The organism is Aeromonas sp. L_1B5_3 (assembly GCF_963866575.1).
GTDB lineage: Bacteria > Pseudomonadota > Gammaproteobacteria > Enterobacterales > Aeromonadaceae > Aeromonas > Aeromonas jandaei.
In genome coordinates this window covers 140,787-155,464 of the sequence record NZ_CAWMDN010000001.1, presented here as the reverse complement: position 1 = coordinate 155,464, position 14,678 = coordinate 140,787, and the positions used below count along the sequence as shown (strand labels likewise).

The 14,678-nt window shown below is 59.7% G+C and carries 13 protein-coding genes; 6 read left to right on the top strand and 7 right to left on the bottom strand.

Translation table 11 applies throughout. The features are described 5' to 3' along the window. Window positions 1-19: 19 nt before the first annotated feature. The 3 genes from ligA to AACR93_RS00690 all read right to left on the bottom strand — a co-directional run bounded on the left by ligA (window position 20) and on the right by AACR93_RS00690 (window position 6,664). Window positions 20-2,026 (bottom strand): NAD-dependent DNA ligase LigA, encoded by a 2,007-nt coding sequence (gene ligA / locus AACR93_RS00700; protein WP_043849371.1) that lies wholly within the window; start codon window positions 2,024-2,026, stop codon window positions 20-22. 99 nt (window positions 2,027-2,125) lie between these two features. After that, window positions 2,126-3,274 (bottom strand): cell division protein ZipA, encoded by a 1,149-nt coding sequence (gene zipA, locus AACR93_RS00695; RefSeq protein WP_043849370.1) that lies wholly within the window; start codon window positions 3,272-3,274, stop codon window positions 2,126-2,128. Between the two features lie 15 nt (window positions 3,275-3,289). Next, window positions 3,290-6,664, bottom strand: a complete 3,375-nt coding sequence (locus AACR93_RS00690; RefSeq protein WP_043849369.1) for an AAA family ATPase — start codon at window positions 6,662-6,664, stop codon at window positions 3,290-3,292. A 110-nt stretch (window positions 6,665-6,774) separates the two neighbouring features. Here AACR93_RS00690 and cysZ point away from each other — a divergent pair, with 110 nt between their 5' ends. Together cysZ and AACR93_RS00680 are read left to right on the top strand one after the other, a co-directional pair. Continuing rightward, the gene (gene cysZ / locus AACR93_RS00685) at window positions 6,775-7,539 is read left to right on the top strand and encodes a sulfate transporter CysZ (RefSeq protein ID WP_043849368.1); all 765 of its coding nucleotides are present in this window, start codon (window positions 6,775-6,777) and stop codon (window positions 7,537-7,539) included. A 144-nt stretch (window positions 7,540-7,683) separates the two neighbouring features. Continuing rightward, window positions 7,684-8,298 (top strand): trimeric intracellular cation channel family protein, encoded by a 615-nt coding sequence (locus AACR93_RS00680; RefSeq protein WP_043849367.1) that lies wholly within the window; start codon window positions 7,684-7,686, stop codon window positions 8,296-8,298. Window positions 8,299-8,383: 85 nt separating this feature from the next. Here AACR93_RS00680 and AACR93_RS00675 read toward each other — a convergent pair whose 3' ends face one another. From AACR93_RS00675 to AACR93_RS00660, 4 genes are all read right to left on the bottom strand, one after another. After that, window positions 8,384-8,635: a lipoprotein gene (locus tag AACR93_RS00675; RefSeq protein ID WP_041208149.1), complete on the bottom strand. Its 252-nt coding sequence runs from the start codon at window positions 8,633-8,635 to the stop codon at window positions 8,384-8,386. Between the two features lie 49 nt (window positions 8,636-8,684). Next, window positions 8,685-9,230, bottom strand: coding sequence for a YcbK family protein (locus AACR93_RS00670; RefSeq protein ID WP_043849366.1), 546 nt, complete (start codon window positions 9,228-9,230; stop codon window positions 8,685-8,687). Window positions 9,231-9,393: 163 nt separating this feature from the next. After that, window positions 9,394-10,878, bottom strand: coding sequence for a L,D-transpeptidase family protein (locus AACR93_RS00665; RefSeq protein ID WP_043849365.1), 1,485 nt, complete (start codon window positions 10,876-10,878; stop codon window positions 9,394-9,396). Between the two features lie 146 nt (window positions 10,879-11,024). Beyond that, the gene (locus tag AACR93_RS00660; RefSeq protein WP_156152834.1) at window positions 11,025-11,390 is read right to left on the bottom strand and encodes a hypothetical protein; all 366 of its coding nucleotides are present in this window, start codon (window positions 11,388-11,390) and stop codon (window positions 11,025-11,027) included. Between the two features lie 135 nt (window positions 11,391-11,525). Between AACR93_RS00660 and AACR93_RS00655 the strand changes: the two genes are divergently transcribed. Genes AACR93_RS00655 through AACR93_RS00640 form a run of 4 tightly spaced genes read left to right on the top strand, consistent with a single transcriptional unit; the run spans window position 11,526 to window position 14,669 of the window. Then, the gene (locus AACR93_RS00655; RefSeq protein ID WP_033115781.1) at window positions 11,526-12,071 is read left to right on the top strand and encodes a hypothetical protein; all 546 of its coding nucleotides are present in this window, start codon (window positions 11,526-11,528) and stop codon (window positions 12,069-12,071) included. Between the two features lie 53 nt (window positions 12,072-12,124). Then, window positions 12,125-13,132 (top strand): glycosyltransferase family 2 protein, encoded by a 1,008-nt coding sequence (locus AACR93_RS00650; protein WP_042032891.1) that lies wholly within the window; start codon window positions 12,125-12,127, stop codon window positions 13,130-13,132. Beyond that, a complete protein-coding gene (locus AACR93_RS00645; RefSeq protein WP_033115783.1) occupies window positions 13,132-13,503 on the top strand; it encodes a GtrA family protein in 372 nt (123 codons plus the stop codon). Before AACR93_RS00650 ends, AACR93_RS00645 begins: the two co-directional genes overlap by 1 nt. Next, window positions 13,503-14,669, top strand: a complete 1,167-nt coding sequence (locus AACR93_RS00640; protein ID WP_033115784.1) for a hypothetical protein — start codon at window positions 13,503-13,505, stop codon at window positions 14,667-14,669. Before AACR93_RS00645 ends, AACR93_RS00640 begins: the two co-directional genes overlap by 1 nt. The last annotated feature ends 9 nt before the right edge of the window (window positions 14,670-14,678 follow it).

Genomic DNA, 14,678 nt, shown 5'->3' with positions numbered 1-14,678 from the left:
ATCTCAGCCTGCGGGCCACTCAGCCCTGCAACGCCTGTTGCAGCTCCTCTTCGCTCCAGACGGTGATACCCAGCTCCTGCGCCTTGGCGAGCTTTGAACCAGCCGCCTCCCCCGCGACCAGCACATCGGTTTTGGCTGACACAGAGCCAGCCACCTTGGCTCCCAGCGCCTGCAGTGCCGCCTTGGCATCGTTGCGCGACAAGGTGGTCAGGGTGCCGGTCAGCACGAAGGTTTTGCCGGCAAAGGGTTGCTCCGCGGCCTCTTTCTTCTCGATGGCCGGCCAGTTGATGCCGGCAGCCAGCAAGGCTTCAAGCACCTCCACGTTATGGGGCTGACGCAAGAAGTAGTAGACATGCTTGGCCACCACATCGCCCACGTCGGCCACTTCGAGCAGTTGCTCCACCGAGGCTGCACGCAGGGCATCCAGGGTGAGGAAGTGGTTGGCAAGATTGAGCGCAGTAGCCTCCCCCACTTCGCGGATCCCCAGGGCAAACAGGAAGCGCGGCAGGGTGGTGCTGCGCGCCGCATCGATGGCGGCTACCAGATTGAGTGCCGATTTTTGCCCCATCCGCTCAAGCCCGGCCAGCTGGAGGGCATTGAGGCTGAACAGATCAGCGGGAGTCTTTACCAGCCCCTTGTCTACCAGCTGCTCAACAATCTTGTCGCCAAGGCCGTCCACATCCATGGCACGACGGGCGGCGAAGTGCTTGATCGCCTCCTTGCGCTGCGCCTCGCAGAACAGGCCGCCGGAGCAGCGGGCAACCGCCTCTCCTTCCAGCCGCTCCACTGCCGAGCCACAGACTGGGCACTCGGTCGGGAAGAGAATTTCGCGCGCATCAACAGGGCGCTGTGCCTCGACCACAGCCACGATCTGCGGGATCACATCCCCTGCCCGGCGCACGATCACGGTATCACCGACCATGACGCCAAGGCGCTCGATCTCGTCGGCGTTGTGCAAAGTGGCGTTGGAGACAGTCACGCCGCCGACAAACACCGGTTTGAGCTTGGCCACCGGCGTCACGGCGCCAGTACGGCCAACCTGAAACTCGACATTCTCAAGCAGAGTCATCTCTTCCTGCGCCGGGAACTTGTGGGCGGTCGCCCAGCGCGGGGCACGTGCCACAAAGCCGAGCTCCTCCTGCAGAGCGATGGCATCCACCTTGTAGACCACGCCGTCGATCTCGTAAGGCAGCTCGCCACGGCGGGCCAGAATGTCGTCGTGGAACGCCTGACAACCGGCGGCCCCCTCTTTGAGTTTCACCTCGGGACTAAGCGGTAGCCCCCACTCCTTGAGCTGATTGAGGCGACCGAAGTGAGAGCCACCGAGCTGCTCGCCGCCGACACCGACGCCGTAGGCGTAAAAGCTCAGGGGACGGCTGGCAGTGATACGTGAATCGAGCTGACGCAGGCTGCCGGCGGCGGCGTTACGCGGGTTGACGAACACCTTCTCGCCTGCGGCCAGCGCCTTGGCGTTCATCGCCTCGAAACCAGCCTTGGGCATAAACACTTCGCCACGCACCTCAAGCCGCTCGGGCCAACCAGAGCCCCGCAATGCGAGCGGAATGGCCTTGATGGTACGCACGTTCTCGGTGATCTCCTCACCGGTAGCGCCATCGCCCCGGGTCGCGGCCTGCACCAGCTGACCATTTACATAGAGCAGGCTCACCGCCAAGCCATCAAGCTTGGGCTCGCAGCAGAACTCGAAACGCACTTCACGCTTGAGGCGATCACTCATGCGCTGTTCAAAGGCCAGCAGCTCTTCGCTGCTAAAGACGTTGTCCAGACTCAGCATAGGGATCTCGTGACGCACCTGTCTGAAGGCAGTCAGCGGCTGGCCACCCACCCGCACGCTCGGGGAAGCCGAGGTTTTCAGCTCGGGGTGGTCAGCCTCCAGCGCGATCAGCTCGCGCATCAGACGGTCGTATTCGGCGTCCGGTACGGTCGGGTTATCCAGCACATAGTACTGATGACCATATTCGGTTAGCAGCTCACACAGTTGACGGTGGCGGGAGAGGATGTCGCTCATGAAAAAGTCTCGAAGTGTGATTAAAAATCTGGCCCGGGGTAGAAACAAAAATGCGGTACCTGGGTACCGCACTTTGATTCATTCGACCCGCGTGGCGTATTAGTCGCGGCTGGCCTCGTAAGCAGCCAGCTCATGACGGTAACGGGCGATAGTCTCGTCACTCAGCGGGCTGCGCTCCATATCGGTCAGCATGGCATCGAGATCGCTGGCCAGCTGATCGGCTGCCTGCAGCATGTCCTCGAAGGCAAACGCGGCATTGCTGCGCAGGGGCAGCTGCATGAACAGGGAGACACCCGGCGTGGTGAACTGCTCCATCCGATAGGGATTGAAAGTACCCGGCTTGACCATGTTGATCATGGAGAAGAGCACTTCACCCTTGCCGTTGGCATCTTCGTGGCGGTGGAAGATATCCATCTCGCCAAACTTGAAGCCAAGCGCCATCAGGGAGGAGAGCAGGGTCGCCCCTTGCAGCTCGTGGCCCGGACGTCCCATCAGGTTGATGACATAAACGTCTTGCCAAATCTTCTCGACCGGCTGGGCAGCAACGCGCGGCTCTTCGACCGGCGCTTCGTAGACCGGCTCCTCATACACGGGCTCGGGAGCAACGTGACGGGGCTGCGGCTTGTATTCGGGTTCGGCAGCGCGCACCGGCTCGGCACGCACGCTCTCGTTGCGCGCACCAAAAGTCGGCGCAGTTGCATAGGCTGGCTCGACCAGCGGCTCGTCATCCTGAACCTGCATGACAGGCTCACGCTGGGGACGGGAGCGGTAAACCGGGGTACGACGATTGACCTGCGCCGGCTTGCGCACGGGTGCAGCAGGCTCTTCCTCTACCACTTCGGGCTGAGGCTCATCGTATGCTTCCTCTTCTTCATAGACAGGAGGCGGCGGGGGAACCGGACGGGCAGCAGGCTTGCGCACAACGGGTGGCGGCAGATCGTCCTCGTCATCTTCATCATCAAAGGCGGGCAATGAGGAGCGACGGCTGAGTTCCGGCTGGCGGCTCTCTTCGTCACGATGGAGCTTGGGCTCGGCGCGACGACCACTGCTGACCACACGCACCTGACCGATGCCATCGCTGTCGAACGCATCATCGTCACGATTACGTGACTTGGACTCCATCCGGCCAAGCGGTTTCTCTTTGATCGGTGCCTGACGATTCTTTTTGTTGCTCCACAACCCGTGAATGAGCAATGCCGCAATAGCAATACCGCCCAGGGCAACCAAGATGTAACGCAATTCCTGCATTAGCTGCTTCTCTTTCTAGTTTTGCTCAGCCAAAGCGACGGCTTCACCGATATCGACCGACACAATGCGAGAAACTCCGGGCTCTTGCATTGTGACGCCAACCAGCTGCTCAGCCATCTCCATGGAGACCTTATTATGACTGATGTAAACGAACTGTACTGTGCTCGACATCTCTTTGACAAGAGAACAGAAGCGACCGACGTTCACTTCATCGAGCGGTGCATCCACCTCATCCAGCAGACAAAAAGGTGCTGGATTGAGTCTGAAGATGGCAAAAACCAGCGCAAGTGCGGTTAACGCCTTCTCCCCCCCGGAAAGCAGGGCAATGGTAGCATTCTTCTTACCCGGAGGTCTCGCCATGATGCTCACTCCGGCCTCCAAAAGATCATCGGAGGTGAGCTCAAGCCAGGCACTGCCCCCACCAAACACTTTTGGAAAGAGGGATTTTAAATCTTCGTTGACCTTATCGAAAGTGTCCCGGAAGCGTATTTGTGTCTCTTTATCAATTCTTTTAATGGCTTGGCTCAAGGTTTCCAGCGCTTGCTCAAGATCCTGGCACTGGTTTTCCAGATACGTTGCTCGCGTTTTCGCCTCTTCGTACTCTTCCAGCGCAGCCAGGTTAATGGCGCCAAGTGCCTCCACTTGCGTCTCCAGCGTCTGGATCTCCTGGCGCAGCTTGCCGCGATCAGCGGCAATCAGCACCGCCTGATCGAGATCCACCAGTCGAACCCCCAGCTCTTCGAACTGCTCGTGCAGCCCTTGCCGGCGGGTGAGGTTGCGCTCGCGCTCAAGGCGCAGGGTCGCCAGCTTCTCCTGCAGCACCACCAGCTGCTTGTGATCGGCGCTGCGCGCCTGATCCAGCTCGCTCAATTGACGTTCCAGCTCCGCCAGCCGTTGATGGCAGGCGAGTTGCTGCGCCTCCAGATTGCGCTGCTCCGCCAGCAAAGGGGCGAGATCAGGAATCGCTTCGTTCTCCGGGTTCTTGAGTCCGGCCAGCTCCAGTCCGAGCCTTGCCAACTCCTCCTCACCAAGCGCAATCAGTTGGCGCAGGTTGCCAAGCTCAAGCTGTAAACGCTGACAGGTCGCCTGCTGCTGCTCGCGCCGCCCGCGTGTATCTTCCTGTGCTCGCTCGCAGCGCCCCAACAAATCCTGAGCCGCCTGCAACGCTTCGCTCAGAGGCTCGCCCTGCTCCTGCAACTCGGCCAGACGCGCCTCTTCGAGCCCCAGCTGTTGCTCGGTCTCGGCCAGCCGCTGCGCCTCTTCTGCCTGCTCTTTATCGAGGCGGAGCAACTCTTCGCCAAGCTGGCCGAGCCGCTGCAACCGCTCTTGTCGCTGACCTTGTTGCAAGCTCCAGGCTTCGCGCAGTTGCTGCCATTTTTGCTCCTGCTCGCGCAGGGTTCGCTGCGACAACTCCTGCGCATTAACGATGCGTGCCCGCCGTTCATCGGCTGCTGCCAGCTGCTCGCTCAATTGTGCCAGCGCGTCGGCTACAGCGCGTTGCTCGGTGTGCAACCGCTCACGTTCACCCAGCAGCGCCATGGTACCGAGCGCAGCGCCCTGTCCAATATCCGCCCAGTTCGGCCCCAACCAGTCGCCAGCAGGAGTCAGTACCGACTCACCGGCCAGCAGGGTTGGCTGGCGAGCCTGCGCCTCTTCCCTGTCATCGGCCAACCAGATGGCGTTGAGGAAGGCGGGAACGTGATCACCGCTGATCAAGGAGGCCAGGGTGCCAGGAACGGCTGGCAGTGCCGGGCCAATCCAGAGTCCGCCCAAAGCCGGATTGCACTCATCCGCAGGGGTCGCGGTGAGCCAGCGGCCCAGCACCTTGTCGAGCGCCTGTGCCCATTCGGGGGCAACTTGCAGCCGATCCGCCAGAGTCGCCCCCTCCATCTGCTCGCCAAGGATCTGATCCAGCGTCGTCAGGCGCGCCTCCAGTTCCCGTAGCAACCCCTGCTGCTGGCTGTGGGCCAGTTTGAGCGCTTCATGCTCCTCAATGGCCTGCGCAAGCTGCGCCGCCAGCTCCTCGGCTGCCGCCCGGCCCAACTCCAGTTCCCCCCCCAGCGTATCGAGGGCCGGTTGCAGATCGGCATCCTCTGCGCCGATGGGGCCGGAGCGCTCATCCTCCAGCTTGAGGCGGGCAAGTCGGGTTTTGGCTTGCAGCTCATGCAGGCCACCGAGCCGGGCCCGGGTCTGGTTTAGCTCGCCCTGCAGTCGGGTCACCTGCTGCTGCCACTGTTGCTGCTGCTGGCGGGTCTGCTCAAGCTGCTCGCTGGCTTGCAGTCGGGCTTCTTGCTGCTCGGTGAGCAACTGCTCACACTGCTCCAGCCGCGCCTCTTCCAGCTCGCTTCTTAGCACGCCTTCAGTCAGCTGCTCCTGCTGGCTCGCCAGCTGCGCCTTGCGGCTGGTGATGCGCTCCCCGAGAGCCAGGGTGCGCGCCTGCAAGTCACGGCCAAGCTCGCTCTGGTGCAGCTGTTGCTGTTCAAGGCGGGCGATGGCCTGCCCACCAAGAAAAATCTGTTGTTGCCGATTGGCTTGCTCGGCCTGCGCCTCCTGCCGGGCCACCGAGAGGGTGACGTGGCGTCCCTCGTCGGCGGTGCGCTTGGCATCGAGCGCTGCCAATGCCTGTTCGACCTGCGCCAGCTCGCTCTTGGCCTCGCCAAGACGAGTCTCCAGTGCCCACAGCTCGGAGCCAATCAACTCGGAGCGAGCAGCCCGCGAACGGCTCTTGAGCTGTTTGTAGCGCTCTGCGGTTTCGGCCTGCGCCTTGAGGTGGTCGAGACGGGAGCCCAGCTCGCCGCGGATATCGCCCAGACGCTCCAGATTCTCCTGGGTATGGCGAATACGCTGTTCGGTTTCGCGGCGCCGCTCCTTGTAACGGGAGACGCCAGCCGCCTCCTCCATAAAGAGCTTGAGATCGGCGGGACGGGACTCCACCAGCCGGCTGACAGTGCCCTGCTCGATGATGGCGTAACTGCGGGGTCCGAGGCCGGTACCGAGGAAGAGGTCGGTCACATCCTTTCGACGGCACTTCTGGCCATTGATCTGATAGTGGTTGGTGCCGTCACGCAGCACTTCGCGACGCACCGAGATCTCGGTAAAGCGGCCGAACTCGCCGGGCACCCGGTTATGGGGATTGTCGAACACCAGCTCGACCGAGGCGCGGGCATGGGCGGTGCGGTTGACGGAGCCGTTGAAGATGACATCCGTCATGTTCTCGCCGCGCAGATGGCGGGCCGAACTCTCGCCAAGCACCCAGCGCACAGCGTCGATCACGTTGGATTTGCCACAGCCATTGGGCCCGACCACTGCGGTCATGTCGGCATTGAGCTCGATGCGGGTCGGCTCGACAAACGACTTGAAGCCGGCGAGTTTGATCAGTTTCAGACGCATGGCGACCTGTATCAGTGGCTAAATAAAGGGGAGGCGGGCAGGCGACTTTACCAAATCAAAAGCTTGTTTGTAATATGCTGACTGTCTTCCCATGCACAGATGGAGCTCATATGAGCCAATCACCCCATATGGTCAAAGCGTCAATCAGCGGTGCAGATTACTTCCTGCGCGGTTTTTCCCTCATCCGCCAGCCCGGCATCCGCACCTTCGTGCTGATCCCCCTGCTGGTCAACTTCGTGCTGTTCGCCGGCGCCTTCTATGCTCTGCTGTTGCAACTCGACAGCCTGTTCGCCTGGCTGCACCAGCAGATCCCGGCCTGGCTAAACTGGCTGGACTACTTGCTCTGGCCAATCGCCCTCATCACCATACTGGTGGTCTTCTCCTTTATCTTCAGCTCGGTCGCCAACTGGATTGCCGCCCCTTTCAACGGGCTGCTGGCTGAAAAGGTGGAGCAGATCCTGACCGGCGAGGCGCCCAACGACAGCGGCATGCTCGATATCGTCAAGGATGTGCCGCGCACCTTCGGTCGCGAGTGGAAGAAGCTCAAGTACTACCTGCCCAAGGCGATCGGCTGTCTCATCCTCTTTCTTATTCCCGTGGTCGGCCAGACTTTAGCCCCCGTGATCTGGTTCCTGTTCAGCGCCTGGATGATGGCGATCCAGTACATCGACTATCCGTTCGACAACCACAAGATCGACTTTATCACCATGCGCGATGCCTTGAAGCAGCGCCGTGGCCAGTGCCTCAGCTTTGGCGCTTTGGTGACCCTCTTCTCCGCCATTCCGGTGGTGAACCTGTTCGTGATGCCGGTCGCCATCTGTGGCGCCACCGCCATCTGGGTCGATCACTACCCGCAGGAGCAGCTGCGCCGCTGATCCTCAAACGGTGATTAAAAAGGCACCTATTAAGGTGCCTTTTTGCATTTTCGCATGAATTAAAATAATGGATATATTGCTTTGCTTGTCCCATATAGTCCGAGTTGTTAGGATGCTCGCCTTTCTCGTACCCTGGGATATCTCATGTTACATGCACTCTTCTTGCTGGGCCTGGTGGCCGAAGGGATGACTGGTGCGCTGGCAGCAGGCCGGCGACGGATGGATCTGTTTGGTGTGGTGATCATTGCCTCGGCAACCGCCATCGGCGGCGGTACCATCCGCGATGTGCTGCTGGGGCACTATCCCCTGCTCTGGGTCGAGCATCCGGAATATGTGCTGCTTGTCGCGGGCTCGGCCATGGCCGGGGTCATCTCGGCGCCGCTGATGCGCTACCTCGGCAAGCTCTTTATGGCGCTCGATGCGCTGGGTCTGGTGGTCTTCTCCATTTTCGGCGCAGCAAGGGCACTGGAGATGGGGCATAGTGCCGGCATCGCCTGCATCATGGCGGTCGTGACCGGGGTCTTTGGCGGGGTGCTGCGGGATCTGCTCTGCCAACGCATTCCACTGGTGTTTCGCCGCGAGCTCTATGCCGCCATTTCCCTCATCACGGCTGCCCTCTATTGCCTGGCGCTGGATCAGGGGCTGCCGACCAACTGGGCGGCCTTTGGGGCGATTGGCATCGGCTTTGTGTTGCGCCTCCTGGCGGTTCGCTTCAAGTGGGGATTGCCCACCTTCAACTACCAATACGCAACCCACTGAGTACGCCAGCTTTTGGCGAGACAGCCCGGATTGCGGACAACAAAAAAGCGCCGGTATGGCGCTTTTTTCATGGGCTCTTGCAGCCTCAGTTAATCCCTTCCGAACTGAAGAAGGTCGCCTTGTCGGCGATGAAGCGGATCTTGATGTTCTTGCCATCACTACCCCAGATACAGCTGGTGGTACCCAGTGCATCGTCACAACGCTCGGCTTTGCCAAGAATGGCGCTGGCCTCGGCGTAGCTCATCCCCATCTTCAGTTTGTCGTAGTTGTCGCGGTTGAGCTTGCTGCAACCGGTCAATGCCAGGGCGATCAGGATCCCCGTTACCAGACGTTTCATCTGTCTCTCCTCTCTCAATCATTGGAGCCTAACAGGTTGGCCCGGGTGATCACCAGCTTCGTACAGGGCCGGTATCGAGGTGAACGAAGTTGTCATGGGGGTAGTAGCCGACGCCACCGACCTTGAGATGGAGCGCAGCCTTGCGCAGATTGGCCAGCTGAACGCCGGGAATGCGCACATCGACCGCCTGCCCCAGAGTGTGGTAGCTATGCTTGGCAACCCCGCGGCTTCTGCGGCGCTTCTGGCGATTGGTCGCCGGAGCCCGATAACCGGAGATGAGCTGGATCTCCCCTCGCCGTCCCAGTTTGTGCTGCAGCAGGAAGAGCTGATCGAACAGCTTGGTATCGATGTCGAACACTTCGTTGCAACGATAGTCACGGAAGATATGGTTCAGTTCGGCCAGCCCGTCATTGAGATAGCGGCCATTCTCCCAATAACTGACCCTTGCCCGCTCACCGGTGTTGAGATTGAAAAAGCTCAGTTCACGACCAGTGGTACTGCGGCTTGCCAGCGCCGGGAAAGAGACCAGCGAGCTACCCAGCAGGCAACCGGCTCCCAGCAACAGGCGACGACGACTTATCTCTTGTTCCAGCATAAGGGGTCCGTCCATCGCAGATTCAAGCGACATGGTTGAATAAAGATTGTTCAATGAATTCGGTTCAGGCGCTTGAAACTACCTCCCGACCGGGATCATGTCAAACCTCTCTCGCCCATGAAAAAGCCCGGCCATGGCCGGGCTTTTCACTCTGTGGCAGGGATCACAGCAGACGGCTCTGGAAGCTGACCCGATCAAATCCGTAGATGTCATTGCGCAGTTGCTGACGACCATCTTCGTCGATCCAGCTGCTCCAGTAGACGGTAAAGACCGGGATCGGCTTGGTCAGCGGCAACCACTTGGTCTCGCTCTCCTTGAGGATCGACGCCACCTTGTCCGGCTGGTAGCGGGAGTCAGCCAGCAACAGTTCGGCCAGATCATCGGCATGCTCGACCCGGATACAACCCGAGCTGAAGGCGCGAGCCCCCTGCTCAAACAGGGATTTGCGTGGAGTCGAGTGGAGGTAGATGGCCTCGTTGTTGGGCAGGTAAAACTTGTAGCGACCGAGCGCGTTGTGATCGCCCGGCTTTTGCCGCAGACGATAAGGGAAACCGGCGGCCAGCGCCTGACGCCACCCCTCTTCGGTGAACTGGACCGGATTGCCCTCGCCATCGATCACATCGAACTGCTCACGACTCAGATAGGCAGGATCGCGACTCAGCTTGGGCAAAATATCCTTGCTCAGAATGGAGCGCGGCACATGCCAGGAGGGGTTGAGCACGATGGAACGAATTTCGCTGGCGAGGATGGGCGTAGCACGCTGCTCCTTGCCGACGATGACCCGGCTGGTAAAGACCTCGTTACCGGACTCCACCACGCTCAGGCGATAGTCAGGAATGTTGACCAGCACATAACGGGGCTTGCTCAGCTGATCGACCAGATCACGGCGCCAGAGGTTACGCAGCAGCAGGCTGGCACGAACTTGCGGCCCGGTATTGAGCCAGGAGCGGGTCTGACGGCCGATCACGCCATCGGCGGTCAGGCCGTGACGACGCTGGAACTGCTTGATGGCCTGCTCGGTATCAGCGTCATAGATGGCATCGCTGTGCCTGGGCGCGCTATCTCCCAACTCGTTGAGCATGGTACGGATCTGGCCAAGCTCGTCAGAGCTCTCGCCGGCACGCAGGGTCGGCATGTCGAGGGTGGGCCACTTGTTGGCCATCGGCATCGCCAAAAGCTTGTGGACCTTCTCCCGAACCGCATCATATTCAGCCACCTGAGGGCGCAGCGATTTCACCTGAGTGAGCAGGTCATCATCGCTTGGTTTGGTGACCACGGGACGGTTCAGGTCGAACTTGAGCGTCTTCATCTGTTCCCGGGAGACCAGATCCATCGAGCGCCAGGCATACTGAAAGCGACCCAGCTTGGCGAACGCTTCATCATAAATAGCGCCCCGCGCCGCAGCAGGAGTTGCCTGCATCCGTCGCCAGAGCTTGAAGAAATCGGGATGGAGCTGGGCAAGTACCGCTTCCTGCAGCTGCTGCTCCAACTCGATACGGGCCTGTTCGGCCTTGCTGCCCTGATACCAGTCATGCTGGGTTTTGCTGGCAGCGACTACCACCTGTGCCTCGGCCGCATGCACTACTCCGGCAGGCAAACAGCCAAACCAGACCAGATTGGCAAGTGCCAGCCAATACTTCATCCCCATGGATACCTCAAAACGATGTGTTCACTCTGTCAGACCCTCTGGTCCGGCTGCTCATGATGCGTGAATGGCTATCACTTTGCCAGCACCCCGGAACATAGCACCACCAGATAATTTCATTGTCATTGATTGAATCGCAATCGGCCAATTCACCCGTTGCTGCTAACGGAAGAACCAACTTCTGGCCGCCAATCGCCATATAAAAGCCAGCTGCTCACCAGTGCTGCACCGACATGCGTAAAGCCGCTACAGAGCAGGCGGTCAACCAGTGTGTGATGACCACGTCTTGGCACCCAAAACGCATCAGGTTTATCGACTGCCACCTCGACTGACTGAAGGGGTAAGCAGGTAAAAAAGGGGCTCATATCAGTGCTATTGGAACTATCAGTAACGCCAGTGACGCCATCCGCAAGAAAATGACGCAGCAAACAGCACCATTTTCTTATGCCAAAGAGAAGCATTCCTTTGTAATCAGCCACTTCCATAATGTTTGTTTTATCAACAAACAGTCGCATAGGGTTTGGAGCATCGCGCAAAAGGGGTTAATATGTGACCAAATATTTTTTTGTGATCCACTATGCTTTTTTTGCAATTGGATTAGCATATGCGCGAGATCTGCCTACCAATTTCAGTCAGGCGTAGAGAGTGATATGACGTATAAAAAGTTTGGTTTTCTGACCGCCATCCTGGCGCTGAGCGGTTTCTATCTTTACACCCTCTATCTGGCGGCTCACCCCAACGTGAGTCTGGCCTACCGACTCTATTATCTGGAGGGGAAAACCCGTTTCTGGGAACACAACTCCAGCATGACCTACCTGCCGGGCAACGAGCTCAACCTCACCAAGCCGAGCCGTTTCCTGTCGAGCGAAGGCTGGGCTAAAAAGCCGAGCGAAGAAGGCACCCAGCTGAGCGGCAAGGGCGGCCTCTACTTCGTGCTGCCCAAGCAGGCTGCCAATCCGGAAGAGCTGACCATCCACGCTCGCGTCAACAGCCCGCAAGCGGGGGCTCTGCTGCAGGTAGCGCTCGGTCACGACTTTACCACCACGGTCAAACTGGCCAAGGCCGGGATTAACGAAATCCGCCTCAGCCTGCCGGGGGATTCACTCACCGCAGACCCCAAGCGCCCCAATTTTCTGGCGCTCTCGGCACCAACCCCCATCAACGTTCAATCAGTGCGCCTGACCGTTGCCCAGTGATATTTGCCCTGAACACCGTTTTATAAAAACTACTATCCAATAAGGACGTTCTTATGTCGTATCCAGATTTTCGACTCTCTCTGGTCGTTCCCGTTTACAACGAGGAAGAGAGCATCGATGCCTTCATCAACGCGATAGACAACGAACTGGCCCCGCTGAAAGACCAGCTTGAAATTGTATTCGTCAACGATGGCAGCCGTGACCGCACCCGTGAAGTGGTCGAGCAGGCCATCGCCCGCGATCCCCGCGTAACCCTGGTCAACCTGGCCCGCAACTTTGGTAAAGAGGCAGCCCTCACCGCCGGTCTGCATCAGGCCAAAGGCGATGCCATCGTGCCGATGGACGTGGATCTGCAGGATCCTCCCGCCCTGATCCTGGAGTTCGTCAAACTGTGGCAAACCGGTGACTACGACACCGTCTACGGCATCCGCGTCGATCGCAGCGCCGATACCCCGATGAAGCGCCTGACTGCCGGCGGCTTCTACCGCTTTTTCAACGCCCTCTCCACCAGCACCAAGCTGCCGGAGAACGCCGGTGACTTCCGCCTGATCGACCGCAAGGTGGTTGAGGCTATCAAGCAACTGCCCGAGCGCAACCGCTTCATGAAGGGGCTGTTTGCCTGGGCCGGTTTCCGTGCCGTTGGCGTTCCCTACGAGCGTCCCGCCCGTCATGCCGGCGAGACCAAGTTCAACTACTGGAAACTGTGGAACTTCGCCCTCGACGGTCTGCTCAGCTTCTCCAGCTGGCCGCTGCGGGTGTGGAGCTATGTGGGCGTGAGCGTCTCGCTGGTTGCCTTCCTCTACATCCTGAAAATCATCACCCAGGTGCTCTTCTTCGGTATCGACGTACCGGGTTATGCCTCTCTGATGTCGGTGGTGCTGTTCCTCGGCGGTATCCAGCTGCTGTCCCTCGGTATCATCGGCGAGTATATCGGCCGCATGTTCGTGGAGGTGAAACAGCGCCCTGTCTACCTCATCGAGGGAGTCTACGGCCAGTACGCCAAGGAGGCGGGCAACAAGCAGGATGACGAGCAACAAGAGCAGCAGGAGCAAGCGTCCTGATGATCTCCCGCGAGGAATTCTGGCGGCTGGTTCGTTTCGGTTTTGTCGGCGGGGGGGCTACCCTCGTCGATCTGGGCACCTCCATCGCCCTGTTTCACACCTGGCCAACCATCTCCGAACATCTGGTGACGACACTGGCTTTTGCCGTCGCCTTCTGGTTTTCGTTCTTCGGTCACCGTTACATCACCTTCCAGAAGCAGGGAGCCGCCAGCAAGTTTCTGCTGGTCGCCCTCTTCTCGCTGGCGGTGCGTAACCTGATCCTGAGCGGTCTGCTGTTTGCGGGTCTCTCCGGTCTCGTCCCGGTGGTTATTGCCACCCTGACCGTCACTGTACTCACCTACATCCTCTCTCGCGTCTGGGTTTTTGCCTGATGAATGACATGACCAATACCGCTTCCCTGCCCGGGGACAGCCTCCCCTATCGCCCGTCACTGCGCATCAGCGGCCGTGACTGGCTGATGATCATTGCCGCCTTCGTGCTGAGCCGTGTTGCCCTCTATGGCATGGGTTACTTCGGTGTCCAGCTCTATGGCACTCCCGGTATCGGGCCACTGCAAGCCTATTGCCAGTTCGACTGCGTCTGGTTCCAGCGCATCATCGAAAACGGCTACGACCTCTACCCGCGCTGGCTGAGCAAGGGCAATGCGGCCAACTGGGCCTTCATGCCGCTCTATCCGATGGTCTCCGGCGCCATCTCCAACCTGCTCAATGTCGAGAGCCTGATCGGCCTCATCATTGTCGCCAACGCCTCCTTCTTCGCCAGCCTGCCGCTGATGCTGCTGGTGCTGCGCCAGCTCAAGCTGGGTGATGACACCGCACGTTTCGGCGTCTGGCTGCTGGCCTTCTCCCCCTTCTCCGCCTACTTCGTCTCCGGTTATACCGAGTCGACCTTTATGGCGCTGATGCTGGGGATGTTCCTGTTTGCCTACCGGCAGCAGTGGCTGATGGTGGCACTGCTCGGAGTGTTCATCTCCGCCACCCGCAACCTGGGTGTGATGATGGTCTTCCCGGTGCTGATCCTGGCGCTGCAGGCTTACGGCTGGCGCGAGTTCTTCCGCTTTACCGAGCGCGCCTTCAAGGTGGTCTTCACCCTCTGGATGATCCCCTTTGGCCTGTTTGCCTACATGCTCTACCTATATCACCTCACCGGTGATGCGATGGCCTTCAAGCACATTCAGGTGGCATGGGGCCGTTATATGGACAGCCCGCTGGACTGGTGGCTGAGCGGTTTCGAGCTGGGTGGTCGCAAGGCCTACCTCTCCATCATGGTGATCTTCGGCTGGGGTCTGAACCTCTACCTGTTCAGCCAGAAGCGCTGGGCCGAAGCGACCCTGATGTTCATCTGCTGCACCATTCCGCTGATGACCGGCCTCAACGCCATGCCGCGTTACATGTTCGGTCTCTACCCGACCATGCTGGCGCTGATCCTGCTGACCCATCGCTGGCCCGCCATGCGCCCGGCGGTGCTCTGCATCAGCGGCATGGTTGCCTCCTTCATCGCGGTGGCCTTCGTCAACTTCAAGTTCTTCACCGTCTGATATGACGGC